This is a genomic window from Pseudomonadota bacterium (assembly GCA_039196715.1).
Classification (GTDB): Bacteria; Pseudomonadota; Gammaproteobacteria; order CALCKW01; family CALCKW01; genus CALCKW01.
In genome coordinates, this window is the sequence record JBCCUP010000084.1 from 1 (window position 1) to 18,377 (window position 18,377).

Here is an 18,377-nt window from a genome sequence, read left to right on the forward strand (position 1 = left end):
CGCGAATGGGTTCTTCACTCTCGGAACCCTGAGCATCGAAATTCGTCCGGTGTTCCTGACGGAACGACCGAACTCCCACAGGGCCTGTGGGGCTCTCGACTGTGCGAGCGGCTGCTTCGCGTAGCGGACAACCGCGAAGGACCTGAATCGGATCAGCTCTCGGGCTGTCGCGTTCGCCCGGTGTTCCTGACGGAACGACCGCGCTCCCACAAGGCCAGTGGCGCCCTCGATTGTGGGACCGGCTGCTTCGCGTAGCGGGCAACCGCGAAGAGGGGTATCGAGGTTGCTATCACGACGCCGCATTCGCCCGGTGTTCCTGACGGAACGACCGCGCTCCCACAGGGTTTGTGGCGCCCTCGACTGTGGGAGCGGCTGCTTCGCGTAGCGAACATCCGCGAAGGACCTGAATCGGAGCAGCTCTCGGGCTGTCGCGTTCGCCCGGTGTTCCTGACGGAACGACCGCGCTCCCACAGGGTTTGTGGCATCCCTGACTGTGGGAGCGGCTGCCTCGCGAAGTGGGCATCCGCGAAGGATGCGGCCGCGCGCTCAGTGGACGAAGTGCAGCGTCGTGAAGTCGCGACGCCAGGCGCTGACCTCGGCCGCGGTGTCTTCACCGTCGAGACCGGCTTTGATCAGCGACGCGAGCCGCGGTGCCTCCGCTGCCGTCATGCCCCAACGCACGAGCTCTGGCGTGCCGATGCGCAGGCCGTTGAGGTCGCCGTCGACCGGCGCCTCGGGCAGGCCGATCCCGCAGGCCAGAAAACCCGCTTTGCGCAGCGTCTTCGAGGCCGCTTGACCGCCGCCGTAACGCGCCGCGCGCACGGCGAACTGGTGCGAACGCGTGAAACCGTCGCGCCCGGCGAACACCGACACACCCGCGGCGTCGAGTGCGACCGCCATTGCCGACGCCATCGCAATCATCTCGCTCGCATAGGCGTGGCCGAAGTCGCGCCAGTCGAGCAAGGTCACCGCAAGCGCCGCCGATTTCGCTGCGTCGAAGTTGGCCGTGAGCCCCGGGAAGGCGATGCGGTCCAGGGCCTCGGCGATGTCGGCCTCGTTGGTCACGATCAACCCGCCGGCCGGGCCACCGAGGCTCTTGTAGGTGCTCATGGTCATCAGGTGCGCACCGTCGGCGAGCGGGTCGCGCCAGACCTTGCCGGCGATCACGCCGCACTGGTGGGCGGCGTCAAACAGGAGCTTTGCCCCGACCGAATCGGCAATCGCGCGCACCTCGGCCACCGGGTGCTCGTAGAGGTTGAGGCTGCCGCCGAGCGTGATCAGCGCCGGCCGCTCCTGCATTGCCAGCGCGCGCAAGCCGTCGAGGTCGACGGTGTAGCCGTCGGCCGACACCGGCGCCTCGACGATCCGGAGGCCGTACAGGCCCGCACAGCCCGGGCCGTGGTGGGTGACGTGGCCACCGATCGACGCGGGCGGCACAATGACCGTGTCGCCCGCCCGACAGACCGCCATGAAGCCGTAGAGGTTCGCCAGTGCCCCGGAGGGCACGCGAATTTCGGCGAAGCGCGCGTCGAACACCTCGGCAGCGAGGCTCGCCGCGATCACCTCGATCTCCTCGATCGCCTCGAGTCCCATTTCGTACTTGTCGCCGGGGTAACCCAGAGAGGGCCGCGAACCGATGCCCGAGGCGAGCAGCGCCTCGGCGCGTGGGTTCATCACGTTGGTGGCCGGGTTGAGGTTGAAACACTCGGCCTCGTGGATCTGCCGGTTCTGCGCCGCGAGGGCCGCCACACGCGCGTTCAAGGCCGCGGAATCGCTCGCCGAGGTGGTCGCCGCAATGCGTTGGACCAGTGACTCGCTCGGTGTGGGCACCCAGTTCCGTGTTGCCAAGGCCATGGTGATCGTCTCGATGTGGTTCGACAGCGCACAGGCTGAAGCCAGACACGCGACACCGCAAACGAGAATTGCTATTTTTTGGGGTAGAAAAACTGAGCCCCGACTATGCCGGTCTCCCCCACGCGCCCGAAGGGCCCGCCACTCAACGCGTTGCGCGCCTTCGAGGCCGCCGCCCGGCACAACAGCTTCGTCGCCGCCGCAGACGAATTGAGTGTGACGCCGGGTGCCATTTCCCAGCACGTGAAGACCCTCGAGCACTGGGCCGGGGTGAGCCTGTTCCGCCGGCACGCCAAGGGCATCGAGATCACGCCAGCCGCACGCGCGCTGATCCCGGCTTTCGTCACCGCTTTCGATGCGCTGGCGAGTGCGACCCAGGCGTTGCGCAGCGCGCGCCCCAACACCGAGATCCACATCGCCGCCCTGCCCGCGGTCGCCCAACTCTGGTTGCCGCGCCGCCTCGAGCGCATCCGAGCCGAGGTCCCGGACCTCAACCTCTCGGTGACCGCGCTCGAGCGCCCGCCCCGGCTCGCGCGCGAGCTGTTCGACCTGTCCTTGTTCCTGCGCGCGCCCGAGGACACGCCCGATCAGGTCGTGCTCGAAGACGACACGCTGACCCCGGTGTGTTCGCCCCGGTTGGCCGCCCGCATCGACGCAGCCCAGCCGCTCGGCGCGCTGCCGCGACTGCACGACCGCAGCTGGCAGGGCGACTGGGCACGTTGGCTTGCCGCTGCCGAGCTCGGCGACGTCGACCCGATTGCCGGACCGCACCACTCGCTCTACAGCCTCGCGGTTGAAGAGGCCAAGGCGAGCGCCGGCCTGCTGATGGGGCATTCGTGCCTGATCGACGCCGAGTTGCGCGCGGGCAGCCTGGTGCGGGTGTCAGACGTCACCGTGCCGAGTGGCCTGGCGCTGGTGCTCGAGCTGCCGCCCGCGGCACAACGGCGTCCCGAGGTGGTGGCGCTGGCCGACGCCCTGGCGCGATAGCACCGCAGTCTGTTGGGCTGTCAGGCGTTGTCGTCGAGAAACTCGGTGAGGATCGTGTTGAAAAGCGGTGCACGCTCGAGGTGCACCGCGTGCGAGCAACCCGGCAGCACCGCGAGGTGGCTGTCCGGGACGGTGCGCCACAGCTCCTCGACTTGGGCCCAGGGGTAGGCGCGGTCCGCCTCGCCCCAGAGCACCAGGGTGCGCGAACCGATGTCGGCAAGGTGCGCCGCGCCGCTCCAGCCCTTCATCGCCATGAGTCCGGCGAGCTGACTCTGCGCGGTGCTCTGACGGGCGATCGCGGCGCAGCCCGGGTATTCCGGGTCGGCCTCGCCGTGCAGAAACCAGGTGGCCGAGACGCGGTTGGCGGTGGCCTCGACGCCGTCGCGCGCGGCGCGCTCGGCGGTGGCGTCGAGGGTTTCGAAGCGGCCCGGCATGTTGCCGTGGCAGCCGGTGCCGTAGAGCACGAGCTTGTCGACCCGCGCCGGTGCCTGGGCTGTCATTTGCTGGACGATCATGCCGCCCATCGAGTGGCCGAGCAGGTGGAAGCGCTCGACACCGCGCTCGCTCAGGTGCTCGAGCACCCAGGTTGCGAAGCCCGCGATGCTGTCAGGCGCCTCGAGCGCGGCGTTCTCGCCGAAGCCCGGCAAATCGACCGCGACCACCGGCCCGAGCGACTCGAGCGCGGGGCGCTGCAGGTGCCACTGCGCACTGCCGCCCAGGTAGCCGTGTACGAGGACCGTCGCCTCTGCACCAGGTCCGATCACTTGCGCGCGCCCTGGACGATGCGGTCGAGAATCATCGCGCAGAAGAGGATTGCAAAGCCCGCGAGGATGCCCTGGCCGACGTTGGCGTACTGCAGCGCTTCGAGCACGTCCTCACCGAGTCCCTTCGCGCCGATGAGCGAGGCGACCACCACCATGGCCAGGGACAGCATGATCGTCTGGTTGATGCCCGCGCGGATCGAGGGCGCCGCGAGCGGCAGATCGACGCGCGTCAGCAGGTACCACTTGCTCGCGCCGAAGGAGATCGCAGCTTCGCGCACGCTCTCGGGCACGCCGCGCAGGCCGAGCACCGTCAAGCGCACGACCGGGGTGCCGCCGAAGATCATCGTCGTGACCACCGCCGCCGGCTTGCCGGTGCCGAAAAACGCGATCACCGGGATCATGAACACGAAGGCCGGCATGGTCTGCATGAAGTCCATGATCGGTTGAATGACCGCGTAGAGCCGAGGCCGCCGCGCGCAGAACATGCCGAGCGGAATGCCGATCGCGATCGAGAGACACGCCGCCGTGCCGAGCAAGGCCAGGGTGGTCATCGCCTTGACCCAGAAGCCGAGCAGGCCCATGTACGCGAGAAACGCCGCGGTGAAAATCGCCGTGCGCACGCCGGCCGAGAGCCAGGTCAACAACACGATGAAGCTTGCGATCACGATCCACGGCGTTTGCACGAAGATCAATTCGAGCGCGTCGAGGATCAGCCGGATGCCACGTGTGATCACATCGAAAAGCGCGTCGCCGTGGGTCACGGCCGCGGCAAAGAAGCGCTCCACCCAGTCGATGCTGCCGAGTCGAATGTCCGGGTGCGTCGGGAACGCCGCGAGCAGGTTGAACTGCCCGGGGTAGCTGTAGTTGAGCGTCGCCGCCCCGACGATCAGCGCCATGAACACCGCGCTCACCGCGATCTGCTGCACCGGGAAGCCCGATGGCAAGCTCGGGTCCGAGAGCCACTGCGAGAAGCGCGCCTCGAGCGCCGTGTTTGCGACCACCGCCTGCACCAGCTTGATCGCGATCAGAACCGCAAGTCCGGTAAGCGCAATGGTGGCGCCCTGCTCGTCCAGCTGTTGGGCCTCGGCGCGGATGCCGCCGATGGCGCCTTCAAGCGAATCCACCGCGCGCTGGTAAACCGCAACCTTGTCGGAGTTCGACTCGATCGCAGCTTCGAGTTGCTGGCGACGCAGGTCCAGCGTGCCCTCGATCGAGGCGATACGTGCCCGCGCGTCGGCCGAGAGGTCGCCGAAGAGGCCGCGCGCCAGTTGCACGAGACCGATGGTTTCAATGATCAGAAAGGGCAGCGCCCACTTCCAGAGACCGCGCGCGCCAAACCAGATCGGCCCGAGCAGCCCGGCCACCCAGTTGAAGGTCGGCGTGAAACCGGCCTTGTCGCCGATCTTCTCGAACTGCGCCGCGTACCACGTCGGGTTGGTGCGCACGAACTCCTCGACACGAGCGCGTCGGTCGAGGCGGTCCTGGCTTTCGGACGCAGGCGTGTTGTCGGTATCCAGCATGGCCTCGCTCATGACACTTCCGTCCCTTCGATCACGGTTCTGAGGATGTCGCGCCGGGTGATCTGACCGACGATGCGGCCGTCTTCCTCGACGGCGATCGGCGCGTCGTCGTCGATCGCGAGGTTGATCAGGGTGCTGAGCGACGCGTCGCCCGAGACCCGGTGCGCGTTCTCACCGAGCGCGCCGTCGGTCACGGGTTGCATCACCGCGTGCGCCCGCACCACCTTCAGTCGCGAGATGCCGGCGACAAAGTCGGCGACGTAGTCGTCGGCCGGGTGCATGACGATGTCTTCGGCGGTGCCGATCTGCACCACACGGCCGTCGCGCATGATCGCGATACGGTGGCCGACGCGCACGGCCTCGTCGAGGTCGTGGGTGATGAACAGGGTGGTCTTCTTGAGAATCTTCGACAGGCGGATGAACTCATCCTGCAGCTGCCGACGGATCAGCGGGTCGAGTGCGCTGAAGGGCTCGTCCATCAGCAGCACGTCCGGATCGGCCGCGAGCGCCCGCGCCAGGCCGACCCGCTGCTGCATACCGCCCGAGAGCTCGTGCGCAAACTTGTTGCCCCAGGCCTCGAGCTCGACCACTTTCAAAATTTCGCTCGCCTTGCGCAGGCGTTCGTTTTTCGGGATGTTGCGGATCTCGAGCGGCATGGCGACGTTGTCGAGGACCGAGCGGTGCGGCAGCAACGCGAAGTTTTGGAAGACCATGCCGATCTTCTGGTTGCGAAACTGCCTGAGCGCCTCGCCCTTGAGCGCCATGACGTCGGTGCCCTCGATCGAGATGGTGCCAGCAGTTGGCTCGAGCAGGCGGTTGAAGTGGCGCACCAGCGTCGACTTGCCGCTGCCAGAGAGCCCCATTACGCAGAAGATCTCGCCGCGTTGCACCTGCAGCGACACATCGGCGACCCCGACCACCGCATTGAACTCCGCAAGCACCTCGGCCTTCGACAGGCCGCGCGTCTGGATCGCGTCCAGCGCCGCGCTTGCGTTATCTCCGAAGACTTTCCACACCCCCGCGATATCGACGACGGCGTCGTCGACGGGCGCGGCACTCTCAGCCATTGCACTCATCGCTGTACCCTAATGCAACAACGGCACCGCACAGGGTACGGTGCCGTTGTCGTGTCACAGTGGCGGAAAGACCGGGCTTAGAGTCCGAGCCAGCCGTCAACCCGCTCCGAGTTGGCTTCGACCCACTCCGCGGCCACGTCGGCTGCGTCGCGGCCGTTGCCGGAGATCTCGAAGGCAAAGCTGCTGACGTCGTCTGCAGTCAGTGCGAAGCCCTGGAAGAACTCGAGGATCGCGGGCGAGCGGTCCGCCAGCGAGTTGGACCAGGCGATCTGCACGTTCTTCAGCGCGTCCTTGGTGGCCACTTTCGACTCCTCGTACCAGTCAGCCGAGTCAGACGGCTGCACCATCACGTAGTTGGCCGGGTCGTAGGTCGGCTCGGAGAGCATCTCGACGTCGAACATGTACCAGATGGCGTGCGGCTTGTAGCAGTAGAACGCGTAGCCCTCGCCCTTGGCGATCGAGTCCTTGACGCGCGCAGTTTTCACGCTCTCTTCCGCACGCACAGGCTCGACGAAGTCGAGCAGGCCGTAGTCGCGCACCTTCACTTCGTTGACGTTGGCCGAGGCCCAGCCCGGCGCACCGATCCACATCTCGCCCTTGCCGTTGCCGTCGCTGTCCATTTTCATGGCGACGTCGGGCCGGCCGAGGTCGGCGATGTCGGTGATGTTGTTAGCTTCACCGAAATCCTTCGACACGCAGAAGCCCTGGTTGCCCTCGTAGGCGTTGCTAGAGAGGGTCACGGTGCCCGCACCGTCGACGTACTTCTTGGTGAAACTCTCCTGGTTCGGCAGCCACACGTCGGGGTGCACGTCGATGTCGCCCTTGCCCTGGTCCATCGCCTGGAAGATGGTGGCGTTGTTGCCTGGCACGAGTTCGGCGGTACCGCCGATACGGGTTTCAACCACGACCTTGAGCAGGTTGGCGATCGCCTGCGCGCCGGTCCACGACGGCACGCCGATGCGAACCGTTTCGCTCGCCATCGCGCCGTTGGCCGCGAGGCCCACGATCACGGCAAACGACAGTGCTTTGAGATTAACTTTCATTCCAGTCTCCTTCGGTTTATCGACGTCGCGTGACCCGCACGCGATCAGTTGAGCGAGTTGAGAATGTCGTCCTGGTAGGCAAACAGCGCTTGTGCGCCGCCCGTGTGCAGGAACAACACGTTGTCCGTGGGTTTGAACATGCCTTGGCGCACGAGCCCGATCAAGCCCGCCATGCCCTTGCCCGAGTACACCGGGTCGAGCAGTACCCCCTCCTGGCGCGCGGTCAGCCGGATCGCCTCGAGCGTCGAGTCGGCCGGGATGCCGTAGCCTTCGCCGACGTAGCCGTCGTCGACCAGCACCTTGCTGACAGGCAGCGTGGCGGCACCGAGGTGCTCGGCGGCGCTGGCCGCGAGCCGGTGTACCGCGGCAATCTGCCGCTCCTGCGGTTGGCGCACGCTGACGCCCATGACCGGCAGGTCGACGCCAAGCGCGTGCAGACCGGCGACGAGCCCAGCCTGGGTGCCAGTGCTGCCGGTGCCCATCACGATCCACTGGAACGCGACGCCGAGCGACGCGCACTGGCGGACGATTTCCTCGGCGCAGGCAGCGTAGCCCATCGCACCGACCGCGTTAGAACCGCCGCCCGGAATGAAGTACGGGTTGTGGCCCTCGGCGCGCAGCGCCTCGGAGACCGCCTCGGCCTCGGCGTTCATGTCGAGCCCGGCTGGGCGGTACTCGGAGGTGGCCCCGAACAGGTTGTCGAGCAGCACGTTGCCGGTGATTTCGTAGTCGGCTGCGCGCCCGGGCACGCGGCGTTCGAGCACCACGTGGCACTTCAGCCCCATGCGGCAGGCCGCGGCGGCGGTCTGGCGCACGTGGTTCGACTGCACGGCACCCTGCGTGACGAGCGTGTCGGCGTTGGCCTTCAGCGCCTCGCCGACGAGGAATTCGAGCTTGCGCGTCTTGTTGCCGCCGCCAGCGAGGCCGGTGCAGTCGTCGCGCTTGATGTAGAGGGCCGGCCCGCCAAGGTGCGCGCTGAGGCGCGTCATGGGCTCGATCGGCGTCGGTTGGTGGCACAGGGCGACCCGGGCAAAGCGGTCGAGTCCGAGTGAATCCGACGCGGTCGATTCCAGGGTCACTGCACTCATAGCGGCTCCATGGCCATCCCATTGATAGGACTCAGTCTCCGTCAGCCTTGCAGCCGAGGCCAATGATATGTTCGGATAGCATTATGCAAATTACGTATGATGCAATCTGACGATGGACATGGGGTGGTTCAGAGACCTCGCCAACCTCGCACAGTCCGGGAGCTTTTCACGGGCTGCCGAGCTCGGCCACGTGAGCCAACCGACACTGAGCCGGCGGATCCAGGCGCTCGAGGGCTGGGTCGGTGCCCCGCTCGTCGACCGCAGCACCCAGCCGGTCCGCCTGACCGTGGCCGGCACGCAGATGCTCGAGGCTGGCCAGCAGGCGCTTTCGCGGCTCGAGACCGAGCGCGCGCAGATCCTCGAGTCGCGCGCCCAACCAGAGAAATACGTCGTCACCTTTGGCGCACAGCACTCGATCGGCTGGCGCTTTTACCCCGCCTGGCTGCAGGCCTTCGAACAGGCCTACGGCCCGGTGATGTCGCGGCTGCGCGCCGACGACCTGCCGAACTGCGAGCGCGACCTCGAATCGCACCTCGTTGACTTCGTCATCGCCTACTCACTCGGCAGCGACGCACCCCGACCGCGCGTCGGCAACCGCGCCCTGCTCGGCGCCGACGGGTTGACGGAATCGATCGTCATCGGCCACGACACACTGGTACCGGTCTGCAAGACCGGCACCGGCGGCAAGCCGCTCTTCGACCTGGTCGCCCGCAAGCGCGACATCCCGTTCCTGCAGTTCGGTGGCGACTCGCCGATCGGGCAGATGCTCGACGCCAAGTTGCGCGAAAGTGGCCTCGCCAAACGGCTGAAACCCGTCTACGAGAATTCGATGGCCGGCGCACTCCGCATCCGCGCACGCGATGGCGCCGGCATCGCCTGGCTGCCACTGGCACTGGTCAAACCCGACCTCGACGCGGGCCTGCTGATCAGCTTCGGCAAACCGCAGTGGTGCATCCCGCTCGAAATCCGCCTGCACCGCCGCCGCGACCACATCAACCAACTCACGCGGTCTATCTGGGCCTTTCTCGCCGTGCGCCAGGATGTGCCGTTGGCGTAGCGCGCGGTGTCGACTGCGCGCGACGCTAGGTAACCGGAATATCGAAGTGCAACACGTCTTCCCGTGTACCCAGCTTCGAGTAGAGCGCCACAGCAGGTTCGTCACCGTCGTCGGCCTGCACGTAGATCACCCACGCACCACGTGCACGGGCAACAGGCTTCAGCGCGTTGATCAACCCGGTCGCGACGCCCTGGCGCCGCGCGGATTCGATGACAGCCAGGTCGTAGATGTAGAGCTCGCTGCGGGCCTGCTCGATCTTTGGCAACACGTAGGCTGCGAGGGCACCCACGACAACACCGTCGACCAACGCCACGAGGCAGACGAAAGATTCACCGGCGAGCACGGCGCGGAGGTAGTCCCGGTCAGGTCGGTTGGCGCTGTAGGTGTCGGAGTCTTCAAACGCTACGGCGAAGCAATCCAGCGCGCCGTGCACCAGGGCGGTGTTGTCGGGATCTACAGTCCGAATGTCGAGGCTCAAACCTGTTCCGCCCGAGCGTTCTGAACGTAGCGGATGTCCGGGTTCCAGCAGGGCCAGTGAAGTGACCTTGCCGCGTACGCCGTCTCCCAGCCATCGCCCTTTGGTGCTTGCAGCAAACAGGTGTATGCCCGGCCCCTTCGTGAATACACAGCAATGCGATACCGACCTGTAAGTAGCCCACGCACGGCATCCAGAAAACGGCGTTCGACCAACGGGTCCGTACACGGAAACCAGTATCCCCAAAACGCATCGATGTTCATCTGCAGCTCATCGCCATTCTGAAGGTTCATTTCGACATCAAATACCAAGCCCGGTTGCCGAGGTATTGAAAACGCAAAATCCACGGAATGTATGGGCGTGCCACTCTTCATTGCCAGCGCGGGAAACTCTGTGCGGAGCGTGTCGAACACTCTGGTGGCAATGGCGATCGGGTCCTCGCCCTCTGATCTGCTCATGCCTCCGGCTCGTGGAAGACCGCCTCGATGTTGTGCCCGTCCGGGTCGAGTACGAAGGCCGCGTAGTAGCGTCCGCTGTACTCTGGCCGCAAGCCGGGTGGGCCGTTGTCCTCACCACCGGCGGCCAACGCTGCACGGTAAAAGGCGTCAACTTCGTCGCGGCTCTTGGCTTCAAAGGCAATGTGCAGGTGCGCGGGTGTCTCGTTGGTCTGGTACAGGCACAGCGAACTCTCACCGACCGGCGGGTAGATCTCGACGCCGTCCGGCGGCCACTCCGTGACGCCGGTGACGCCGAGCGGTTCGAGCGCCTTGAGGTAGAAGGCCCGGCTCGCAGCGAAGTCGCGAACGCCGAATTTCACGTGGTCGAACATGCGTGTTCCCATGTGTGTCTGCCGCCGGAACTGCGGCTTCTGCCTGGCACGATGCGCCACAGGCAGCCCCGCCGCAAGTGCGGCAAGCCACGTGGCCCCCGGCAACCCGCTGCCGCGCTGGACTCGAGTTGCCTAGGCCCGGAATTCGCTCACCGCGCGCTCATTCCAGCTCACACCCGTGCCCGCACTGTCGTCCACACGCGCCATCCCGTTCTCCAGCTGCAGCGGCTCGGCCAGGATGGGATTCCACCAGTCGGCGTACTCGAGCCAGTGGGCGGTCGGCGTGCAGCACAGCAAGCGCGCACTGAGCTCAGGCCACAGGTGGTTGGACACGGGAATGCCTTGCGCGTGCGCCATCGCCGCGGCCCGTTGCCAGCCAGTGACGCCGCCGATCTTCATGACATCGGGCATGAGGAAATCCGACGCGTTGGCCTCGATCGCGTGACGGAGGTCAAGCGTACCCCAGAGGTTCTCGCCGCTCTGGATCGGCGTGTTCGCCCCGGCCGTGACACGCGCTTGACCGGCGAAATCGTGCGCGAGCGTCGGCTCCTCGATCCAGGTGAGGCCCTCCCCGTCGAGCACCCGCACGCGCACCGCGGCTTCGCTCGGCGAGAGGCTCTGGTTGTAGTCGACCATGATCGCCATGCCGTCACCGGCGGCGGCCCGGATCGCACGCACCACCGCCACGTCCTCGGCGGCAGTCGGGTAGCCAATCTTGGCTTTGACCCCGGTGAAGCCCTGTTTGGCCAGGGCCTCGGCCACCCGGCCAGACCCCAGTTCGCCGTCGTAGCCGATGGCGCCGTAGGCCGGAATGGGTTTGATCACACCGCCGAGCAACCGCACCAACGATACCCCCTGTTCCCTCGCGAGAGCATCCCACAGTGCCATGTCGATTCCGGCCAGCGCCATGCCCACCAGGCCTTGCGTGCCCAACAGACGAAAGCGTTTGGCGAGTCCCTGTTCTATCTCGGTGGGAGCCAACAACTCGCCGGTGACAAGCGGCGCAAGGTTGGCAATCAAATCCGCTGTCGGTTTGAGCGCCGCAGGCGTGTAGGTGAACACCAGACCGTGGCCCACCGTGCCCGCGTCGGTTGTGATGTCGATCAGCACGAGCGGTGACTCGGTGATCACCCCACTGGCGGTCTGGTGCGGCTCGGTCATCGGCACGCGCACCGTGCGCACGGTTACGTCAGCGATGCGGGGCAGTGTGTCACTCGGCATGGATCGGGTTTCCTCGGGTGTGAATCACAGCGTCGCCAACGACCCCATGGCGGGCCGCATCGTGAGTCCCAACGCGCGTGCGGTGGCCCAGTACAACGCCGTGTCCGCGGCGATGACCGGGCGGCCCGTCTCGGCTTCAAGCTCGGTGAGCAGCGCCAGCGTCCGCGTGCCGGCGCCGGTGACGACGATAGCGTCGCACTCTGGTGCCGCAGTTGCAACAGCGTGCGTGGACTTGCGCGTCAGATCGGCTGTCATCGACCAGCCGGTCTCGGCCATCGACATCGGCGGCGTCACCAGCCCCTGGTCCTCGAGCGTGGACGCATGCACCACCTCGAAGCCGCAACACGCGAGAAAGGCCGAAAACCCGTCGCGCCAGTCGCCTTCGTAGTAGCTGCAGTTGACCGCGACGCGCTTTGACCCGTGCGCCCGCAGGGCATCGACAATGGCCAGGCTGGTCATGACTGCAGGCAAGCCGGCCGCGTCGGTGAGCGCAGCACAGCGCGCTCGCGCTTCGGATTCGTTTGCAACTCCAGCCCAGGCAAACGGGCTGCCCACCTGAGCGACTACGTCGCAACCGATCGCCCTGAGGCTCTGCGCGCACAGCGCAAGCTCGCCGTGTACCGAGGCGATGCTGTCAAGCCGGTAGTCGAAGTCCGGCAACAGCAGTGGCGCCTGTTGCGTGCGCACAGCCTCAGCCACAACCTTCGGAAACTCCGCCACCGCCGGATCGAACCAGGCGGGCGGGCTGATGAACCCGATCAGGGGCGCCTCAGCCACAACGCAGACCCCACATCACAGCTGCCACAGCCCGTGCTCGTTGCCACCCAACAGCGTGATGGCGATCGTCCCCTTGCCCGGAATGGCCATGGGTGGCAGCGCGACCTCCGCACCGGCCGACACCGCGTCCACCACCGCTCGCTCGATGTCCTCGACCAACCAATAGGGGCGCACCACGGGCGTCTCGGTGTCACGGAGCGGCGCCCGCACCCCCACCGTCACACCGTCGCCCAAGGTCGCCGTTCTCGCGTTGCCAAGCAGCGCATCCGGCTCGCCAAAGTGGACACCGTGCGTGCGTGTGTAAGCCGTGCAGACGGCATCGGCATCGTGCGACACGATTTCGAGGTAGTTCATCTTCACGGTTTCGACCCGCCCTGCCACGCTTTCCAAGCGGAACACACTACTACCGACACGGCAACCCCGGTGGGCCCAGACCGACCACAGTAGTGGCGAGGGCAGTCAAGTGGATGTGACAGTGACCAATCGGCACGATCAGAAGGCAGCGTATCGCTGACAGTCGTGTTGTCGAGTGGCGTGTGAGGCCGCCACTCACATCACGCCAAGCGTCCGGATCCCGTCGCCCAGGAGCCCGGTGTATCAGGTGTCACGTGCAGCGAGGGCCTGGGCATGCTGCTTCGCGAAGGCTACCGTCCGAGGTAGCGCGTGCTCCAGTGACCATTTGCTGTTCGTGAGACTGACACGGCCTTCCTGGTACTTTGCGGCACCGTTCCTCGCTTCGCTGTCAGCAATCAGTTCCCCGAGGGGGCATGCGCCACCGAGCACGAAAACGTCCTGACCCCGAACACGACAGGCTATCGCTCGACCTTCCAGAGTGTGTGGCTTCGGCACGAACCGGTCTTCTGCCTGACACCAGAAGCCACCCTGGAAGACGATGTCGCCGTGCACCGTGTCGTATCCATCGTGGAGCAAGCGCGCACAGAGCGGATTGAATCGCCCAGTACAGTCAATCGCCACGTCGACGTCCATCGCGTCACGATCAGTGACGAGCGTGAGCCCGGCAGGGCTCGAACGTACTTCAACCAGCTTGTCAGGCACAATCCGCAACATGTCACTAGCGCTCTCGCGAACGTCACTGGGCAGTTCGAGCGACGAGTCTTCTTGCCAGAACACTTCGATGATGCCACCAGAGTGGCTGTACCGTCTCTTACTGTTGAAAAAGAATGCCTTTAGGCACGCTGCACTCTGTCCCAGCCAGTAAACCCGAGCGGGCAAGGCGGGGTTTTCCCGGTAAAAACCGTACAGCTTGTTTGGGTAGACGATCGGCAGGATGTACTCCAACACACAGTTTGCCGTGTCTCCGTCGCCGACAATGGCCACGGTTTTTCCACTCAGTGAATCGGCGTAGACCGTGTCCTCAAAACAGCGCCTCACAAAGCAATCACCTGACACCAGCGCGCCGGTTGAACGCGGACCCGAGTACGCAGTCTCGTTCAGAGCACCCATGCCGTTGGCAATGACCACACTTCGTCCAACCACATCAGTGGTTGATGTCGTGAGACGATAGCCATCAGCCACACGTTCCACACCGTGCACCTCAACATTGAACAGGATGTCAGCGTCGCTGTGCAGAAGTACCATTACAGCTAGATCAAAGATGTGTCTTGCGGTAGGAAACACCTTCTCGTGCAGTTCATCGAAGTCACTGGTCTGAACAAAGTGACCGGGTACGACGTTCGAATTCAAATCCACTTGCTGAAACGTGGGTGAGTTCAACACCAACGAATCACCAAACTCAGCAAAAGTCGAAGAGACCGTTGAGGTCTTCTCGACAAGGAGCACACGCAAATGCGGCCGTTGCTGGCGCAGGGTATACAAGTACGTCGCCGCATGGATACCGGCACCCACCACGACCACATCGTAGGTGTCCGCTCGCGCCTGTGCTTTACGTTTTAAGTACTCGAGTCCAAATGCGACATACGCGTCCCTGTTGGCCTTGTGGTAGACAAACTGCCTGACGTGATCACCGACTGTGTCGTCACACGGTACCGTCTGAGGCACACGCTCATTCAACCAGTTCGAGACAGCCACACTGCTGTTTCCATGGAGCATGGCACTCAGGGCGCGCGGAGGTGATACGGTTGGGCGCCGCAGGTTCGCACCCTCCACGTTGAGGCAATCACGTCGTTTCACTGAGGGCATGCTCACTCGGTGGCGGGGTCGTTCCGTGTCCAATGCCCACGACCTACCGAGGGTTTCAGGGTCGCGAAACAGTTCTCATCGAACACCCAACCCCGCCGTGTCCGGCGTGGACGGATGGTGCTCGTGATCGGCGCTGCATACGGGCCACACTGACAGTCGCGCAGTCGCCATACCGACAGGCGTGCTGAATCGGGAATCAGCTGTCAGTCTCCCGCCGGCCAAACGTGCGCTCGGTCCGTTCGTACCGCTCTTGCACCTCAAGACACATGGTTGCTATCGGCCTTGCTTCGAGGCGTGCGAGACCAATCTCCTCGCCAGACACTTCGCAGTAGCCATAGGAGTTGTTGGCAATGCGCTCCAGCGAGCTGTCTATCTTGCGTATCAGTTTTCGCTCACGGTCGCGGGTTCTCAACTCGAGACCGAATTCCGCCTCTTGCGTTGCGCGGTCATTCGCATCGGGAAACTGGCCCACCTGCTCACTCAGGCGCTGAACAGTGCGCTCTGCTTCCCCCATCAGCTCGCGTTTCCAGTTCTCCAAAATGGCCTGGAAGTGGGCGAGCTGCCCCTCACTCATGTATTCCTCGTCTTTCTTGAGTTTGTACGGCGCCACACCGTATGACGTCATCGCAGGCGTGCCGGCATCCGTTGCCGGTGTGTTGGTCTTCGTCGCAGCGCGAGCTTGACTGGTCGCCTTCTTTGTCTTCGTCGACGTTCGTTTTTTCAATGCACCAGACGTCTCGGTGCCGGACTGGGCGCGATTCGTCGAGTTCGACGCTGCGCGCTTTGCCTGTTTCTTCGCTGTGGCCTTGGCGCGTGGTCGGTTGGTCACTTTTTTTGACGCCTTCGACGGCTCCTGTTGAGATTCGCCGGGAAACTCGGGGCTGGACTGGGAGGGGGTGGCCGAAGCAACGCGCTTTGCCTGTTTCTTCGATCTTGTTTTCGCCCGTGGCTGACTGGTCACTTTTTTGGTTGTCATCGAAGGTCTTCTATACAGTCCACCCGACGTGCGGGCGACTGACTGTGGGGAGGGGGTTGGGGGTAACGAAGCGGGCCGCTCGTCGTCCGCATGCCAAGCGCTGCCTTGCGTCCGTTTGTTGACCCATAAACGTCAGTTTGGTCATTACGCGCTGCCCAACACGCGAAGCTCATCTCGTCCGCTGGGAGACTTCTCAGGCCCGAAACCGCGCAATGTTATAACATAACACTTTCGCAGTCGGAAGCCGTGTGCTGTTACGGCTGGTGGCAGTCACATTGGGAACACCGACCACAGACAGTCGAGCCCGCCCATGCGGTATCAACGAGCCGCGGGGAATCACGAGTGCGGTACGCAAACACGCGTCGATTCATAGAACACAACCACCGGCGATTACGGCACGCCGTTGCGCCCGTGCTGCCTGAAACCGTCCCGCTCAGAAAGCCGCTCGTAGTACGCCGCCACCGCCGGCAAATCGGGTCGCACCATCGGCGTTGAGACCCACCGATGGGTCGAGAGGCCGAGCACCACATCGGCGAGCGTGAAGTCCGACCCCAGAACGAAGTCGCCCGCGCGGTCGAGCTGCCGGTCGAGAATGGCCATGTTGCGGTTCCAGGCGGCAATGCTCGCGTCTACCGCCGAGTCCGGGTAGCCCGTTTCCGCTCGCACCCGGGCCAGGAAGGCCACGCGCCACGACCCGTTGAGCTCGGTCGCCTGCCAATCCATCCACTGCTCCACCCGCGCGCGCGCTGCCGGACCGGAGGGCAGAAGGTCCTCTCGCCCGGCTGACGCAACGAGGTAGCGGCACACCGTGTTCGATTCCCAGAGCACCACGCCACCGTCGACGATCACCGGCACCAGGGCGTTGGGGTTCAGGGCGAGAAAGGCAGCGTCCTCGACGTCCAGCTCGTGGGTGCCCCAGGGCTCGAGCGTGAACGGCAACGACAGCTCCGAGCAGGTCCAGAGCACCTTGCGCACGTTGATGGACGTGGTTTTGCCGAGGATGCGGAGCATGAGAAGGGCCTGTAGCGTGTGCACTGGGGTGCGGACAGGTGTCCGAACCCGTTTCAACAACAGTCTACGCCGAACACCTCCCTACGAAAGTCGCGGCAGGTCAAAGGACATTCCCGCGCCGTGAGCACCTGGCTCGAACGGGACGCCGTCCACGCGTTGCGTATACTGGTTGCAGATGTATTTGCGGGACAGGGACATGCGAACAGGTCGTGCAGGGGTTGTGGTAATCGTGTGTCTCGGGTTGATCGCTTGCGCAACGCCGCCACCGCAAGACGCTCACGAGGCCGACCTGGACGCGCTCGCCGGACGCTGGGTGATGACCAACGGCGCCGGCGAGGGGCGCGAGTACCGAGCGGCGGTCGAAGGCGATGAATTGGTCGTCTCGACGACCGAAGCGACACCGTGTCTGCGTGCTGATGAGAAGGCCTTTGTGGGCAAAAAAGTCGGCAACCAGCTGCACGGCTTCGCGTACGTCTGTCTGTCCGGCGGCAACCAGACGGTGCGAGACCTCGTGATCTCCGTGCAGGATGCCGACACCTTGATCGCGCGCGTCGCGAACACCGACACGCCGGATGTACGCTTCGAACGGCTCCGCTAACGCGGGGGATGGTGCGCCAACCGAGCATGCGTGGGTAGCCCTGTGTGTTCAGGACTCCTCAGTTGAGGCGTGCACCTGAACGTCAGCCCCGTGAGTCGATCAACTCGCGTAGCCTGGCCTGGTTCTGAATGGAGAAGTTCTCGAACATCACGCCAAAGTGGTAACCGGTGTCAAAGACCGAAGACGCCTCGCGGCACCACATCACCCTGCAGCGCACCTCGACCGGGGGTTCGAGGGCATTGATCGTCACGGTGATCCGGCCGCCGGTGTCAACCCTCCCCATGGCGCTCAACTTCATGCCTGATTCGGAGATGTCGAGACACGTGTATTCCGCGTGGCTGACATCCCCGGCACGGGCGGCCACCCGCGCATGCTTGCGTCTACCCAGACTCATGCAACGATTCCGTTCGTCAACGAGACAACACTGTCCCCGAAGTGTATGCCACGTGCGTGGAAGCACACCGGCTCAATGGTGTGTAGACCTACAGATGGCAGGCCCGAACCGCTGGCCCTGAGACCTGGGACGCCCACCGTGCGTGAGGCAGGACGCCAGGGACCGGTGATTGCGGAAACCCGGATTGCTATTCCACGGTCTCTGTGGCTGACTGGCGTCCAGTCCGACACGAACAAAAAGAGGCTTACGTGTTGCGTGCGAACACCGAGCGCGTACTGAGGGACCTGTACCACCTGCGCTCCATTGGGAGCTACAAAACCGGTGTGCATCGGCCCACCCTGTCGGCCGACGACATGACCGCACGTCACTGGCTCGCCGACCAGTTGCGGGCCATCGGGCACGAGGCCACCATCGATGGCATCGCGAACGTCTACGGCCGCGCACCGAGCAACGGACCCGTCGTGCTGGCAGGCAGCCACATCGAAAGTCAAAACCACGCCGGCTGGCTGGACGGCGCACTCGGTGTGGTTTACGCGCTCGAGGCCGCGCG

20 protein-coding genes are annotated in these 18,377 nt (G+C 64.9%); 4 read left to right on the top strand and 16 right to left on the bottom strand.

Going from position 1 to position 18,377, the window contains the following annotated elements; translation table 11 throughout:
• Positions 1-546: 546 nt before the first annotated feature.
• Entirely contained in the window at positions 547-1,854 is a 1,308-nt protein-coding gene (locus tag AAGA11_19690) for an aminotransferase class I/II-fold pyridoxal phosphate-dependent enzyme (protein MEM9605095.1), read from the bottom strand.
• 105 nt (positions 1,855-1,959) lie between these two features.
• On the opposite strand from AAGA11_19690, the gene AAGA11_19695 reads away from it, so the two are divergent.
• Positions 1,960-2,838, top strand: a complete 879-nt coding sequence (locus AAGA11_19695; protein ID MEM9605096.1) for a LysR family transcriptional regulator — start codon at positions 1,960-1,962, stop codon at positions 2,836-2,838.
• A gap of 20 nt (positions 2,839-2,858) precedes the next feature.
• Here AAGA11_19695 and AAGA11_19700 read toward each other — a convergent pair whose 3' ends face one another.
• The 5 genes from AAGA11_19700 to AAGA11_19720 form a co-directional block, all read right to left on the bottom strand.
• Positions 2,859-3,602, bottom strand: coding sequence for an alpha/beta fold hydrolase (locus AAGA11_19700; protein ID MEM9605097.1), 744 nt, complete (start codon positions 3,600-3,602; stop codon positions 2,859-2,861).
• Entirely contained in the window at positions 3,599-5,134 is a 1,536-nt protein-coding gene (locus AAGA11_19705) for an ABC transporter permease subunit (protein MEM9605098.1), read from the bottom strand. Before AAGA11_19705 ends, AAGA11_19700 begins: the two co-directional genes overlap by 4 nt.
• A complete protein-coding gene (locus tag AAGA11_19710) occupies positions 5,131-6,198 on the bottom strand; it encodes a betaine/proline/choline family ABC transporter ATP-binding protein (GenBank protein MEM9605099.1) in 1,068 nt (355 codons plus the stop codon). Before AAGA11_19710 ends, AAGA11_19705 begins: the two co-directional genes overlap by 4 nt.
• A 77-nt stretch (positions 6,199-6,275) precedes the next feature.
• Entirely contained in the window at positions 6,276-7,241 is a 966-nt protein-coding gene (locus tag AAGA11_19715) for a glycine betaine ABC transporter substrate-binding protein (protein MEM9605100.1), read from the bottom strand.
• A gap of 44 nt (positions 7,242-7,285) precedes the next feature.
• Positions 7,286-8,329 (bottom strand): D-cysteine desulfhydrase, encoded by a 1,044-nt coding sequence (locus AAGA11_19720; GenBank protein ID MEM9605101.1) that lies wholly within the window; start codon positions 8,327-8,329, stop codon positions 7,286-7,288.
• Between the two features lie 118 nt (positions 8,330-8,447).
• Between AAGA11_19720 and AAGA11_19725 the strand changes: the two genes are divergently transcribed.
• Positions 8,448-9,386, top strand: a complete 939-nt coding sequence (locus AAGA11_19725) for a LysR family transcriptional regulator (GenBank protein ID MEM9605102.1) — start codon at positions 8,448-8,450, stop codon at positions 9,384-9,386.
• A gap of 25 nt (positions 9,387-9,411) precedes the next feature.
• On the opposite strand, the gene AAGA11_19730 is transcribed toward AAGA11_19725, so the two are convergent.
• The 9 genes from AAGA11_19730 to AAGA11_19770 all read right to left on the bottom strand — a co-directional run bounded on the left by AAGA11_19730 (position 9,412) and on the right by AAGA11_19770 (position 16,835).
• Positions 9,412-9,864 carry an AAC(3)-I family aminoglycoside N-acetyltransferase gene (locus AAGA11_19730; protein ID MEM9605103.1) on the bottom strand — a complete coding sequence of 151 codons (453 nt, stop codon included), beginning with the start codon at positions 9,862-9,864 and terminating at the stop codon, positions 9,412-9,414.
• Positions 9,861-10,319, bottom strand: coding sequence for a hypothetical protein (locus AAGA11_19735; protein ID MEM9605104.1), 459 nt, complete (start codon positions 10,317-10,319; stop codon positions 9,861-9,863). The genes AAGA11_19730 and AAGA11_19735 overlap by 4 nt, the downstream gene beginning before the upstream one ends.
• Positions 10,316-10,690 (bottom strand): VOC family protein, encoded by a 375-nt coding sequence (locus AAGA11_19740; protein ID MEM9605105.1) that lies wholly within the window; start codon positions 10,688-10,690, stop codon positions 10,316-10,318. The genes AAGA11_19735 and AAGA11_19740 overlap by 4 nt, the downstream gene beginning before the upstream one ends.
• Before the next feature lie 132 nt (positions 10,691-10,822).
• Entirely contained in the window at positions 10,823-11,911 is a 1,089-nt protein-coding gene (locus tag AAGA11_19745) for an enolase C-terminal domain-like protein (GenBank protein ID MEM9605106.1), read from the bottom strand.
• A gap of 24 nt (positions 11,912-11,935) precedes the next feature.
• Positions 11,936-12,688: a hypothetical protein gene (locus AAGA11_19750; protein ID MEM9605107.1), complete on the bottom strand. Its 753-nt coding sequence runs from the start codon at positions 12,686-12,688 to the stop codon at positions 11,936-11,938.
• A 15-nt stretch (positions 12,689-12,703) separates the two neighbouring features.
• Positions 12,704-13,048 (bottom strand): hydroxylase, encoded by a 345-nt coding sequence (locus AAGA11_19755; protein ID MEM9605108.1) that lies wholly within the window; start codon positions 13,046-13,048, stop codon positions 12,704-12,706.
• A gap of 237 nt (positions 13,049-13,285) precedes the next feature.
• The gene (locus tag AAGA11_19760) at positions 13,286-14,737 is read right to left on the bottom strand and encodes a hypothetical protein (GenBank protein MEM9605109.1); all 1,452 of its coding nucleotides are present in this window, start codon (positions 14,735-14,737) and stop codon (positions 13,286-13,288) included.
• A 307-nt stretch (positions 14,738-15,044) separates the two neighbouring features.
• Entirely contained in the window at positions 15,045-15,572 is a 528-nt protein-coding gene (gene dksA, locus AAGA11_19765; protein MEM9605110.1) for an RNA polymerase-binding protein DksA, read from the bottom strand.
• Positions 15,573-16,214: 642 nt separating this feature from the next.
• Entirely contained in the window at positions 16,215-16,835 is a 621-nt protein-coding gene (locus AAGA11_19770; protein ID MEM9605111.1) for a glutathione S-transferase N-terminal domain-containing protein, read from the bottom strand.
• A 196-nt stretch (positions 16,836-17,031) separates the two neighbouring features.
• Between AAGA11_19770 and AAGA11_19775 the strand changes: the two genes are divergently transcribed.
• Positions 17,032-17,433: a hypothetical protein gene (locus tag AAGA11_19775; protein ID MEM9605112.1), complete on the top strand. Its 402-nt coding sequence runs from the start codon at positions 17,032-17,034 to the stop codon at positions 17,431-17,433.
• A gap of 82 nt (positions 17,434-17,515) precedes the next feature.
• On the opposite strand, the gene AAGA11_19780 is transcribed toward AAGA11_19775, so the two are convergent.
• Positions 17,516-17,827, bottom strand: a complete 312-nt coding sequence (locus AAGA11_19780; protein MEM9605113.1) for a PilZ domain-containing protein — start codon at positions 17,825-17,827, stop codon at positions 17,516-17,518.
• A gap of 248 nt (positions 17,828-18,075) precedes the next feature.
• Between AAGA11_19780 and AAGA11_19785 the strand changes: the two genes are divergently transcribed.
• The coding region (locus AAGA11_19785) for a Zn-dependent hydrolase (GenBank protein MEM9605114.1) at positions 18,076-18,377 on the top strand (302 nt) is incomplete at its 3' end.

Excerpts from the sequence above, each read along its gene's own strand:
- AAGA11_19695 (MEM9605096.1), top strand. The coding sequence starts at position 1,960 with ATGCCGGTCTCCCCCACGCGCCCGAAGGGCCCGCCACTCAACGCGTTG.
- AAGA11_19740 (MEM9605105.1), bottom strand. The coding sequence starts at position 10,690 with ATGTTCGACCACGTGAAATTCGGCGTTCGCGACTTCGCTGCGAGCCGG.
- AAGA11_19720 (MEM9605101.1), bottom strand. The coding sequence starts at position 8,329 with ATGAGTGCAGTGACCCTGGAATCGACCGCGTCGGATTCACTCGGACTC.
- AAGA11_19725 (MEM9605102.1), top strand. The coding sequence starts at position 8,448 with ATGGGGTGGTTCAGAGACCTCGCCAACCTCGCACAGTCCGGGAGCTTT.
- AAGA11_19770 (MEM9605111.1), bottom strand. The coding sequence starts at position 16,835 with ATGCTCCGCATCCTCGGCAAAACCACGTCCATCAACGTGCGCAAGGTG.
- AAGA11_19690 (MEM9605095.1), bottom strand. The coding sequence starts at position 1,854 with ATGGCCTTGGCAACACGGAACTGGGTGCCCACACCGAGCGAGTCACTG.
- AAGA11_19780 (MEM9605113.1), bottom strand. The coding sequence starts at position 17,827 with ATGAGTCTGGGTAGACGCAAGCATGCGCGGGTGGCCGCCCGTGCCGGG.
- AAGA11_19710 (MEM9605099.1), bottom strand. The coding sequence starts at position 6,198 with ATGAGTGCAATGGCTGAGAGTGCCGCGCCCGTCGACGACGCCGTCGTC.
- AAGA11_19775 (MEM9605112.1), top strand. The coding sequence starts at position 17,032 with ATGCGAACAGGTCGTGCAGGGGTTGTGGTAATCGTGTGTCTCGGGTTG.
- AAGA11_19705 (MEM9605098.1), bottom strand. The coding sequence starts at position 5,134 with ATGAGCGAGGCCATGCTGGATACCGACAACACGCCTGCGTCCGAAAGC.
- AAGA11_19735 (MEM9605104.1), bottom strand. The coding sequence starts at position 10,319 with ATGAGCAGATCAGAGGGCGAGGACCCGATCGCCATTGCCACCAGAGTG.
- AAGA11_19745 (MEM9605106.1), bottom strand. The coding sequence starts at position 11,911 with ATGCCGAGTGACACACTGCCCCGCATCGCTGACGTAACCGTGCGCACG.
- AAGA11_19715 (MEM9605100.1), bottom strand. The coding sequence starts at position 7,241 with ATGAAAGTTAATCTCAAAGCACTGTCGTTTGCCGTGATCGTGGGCCTC.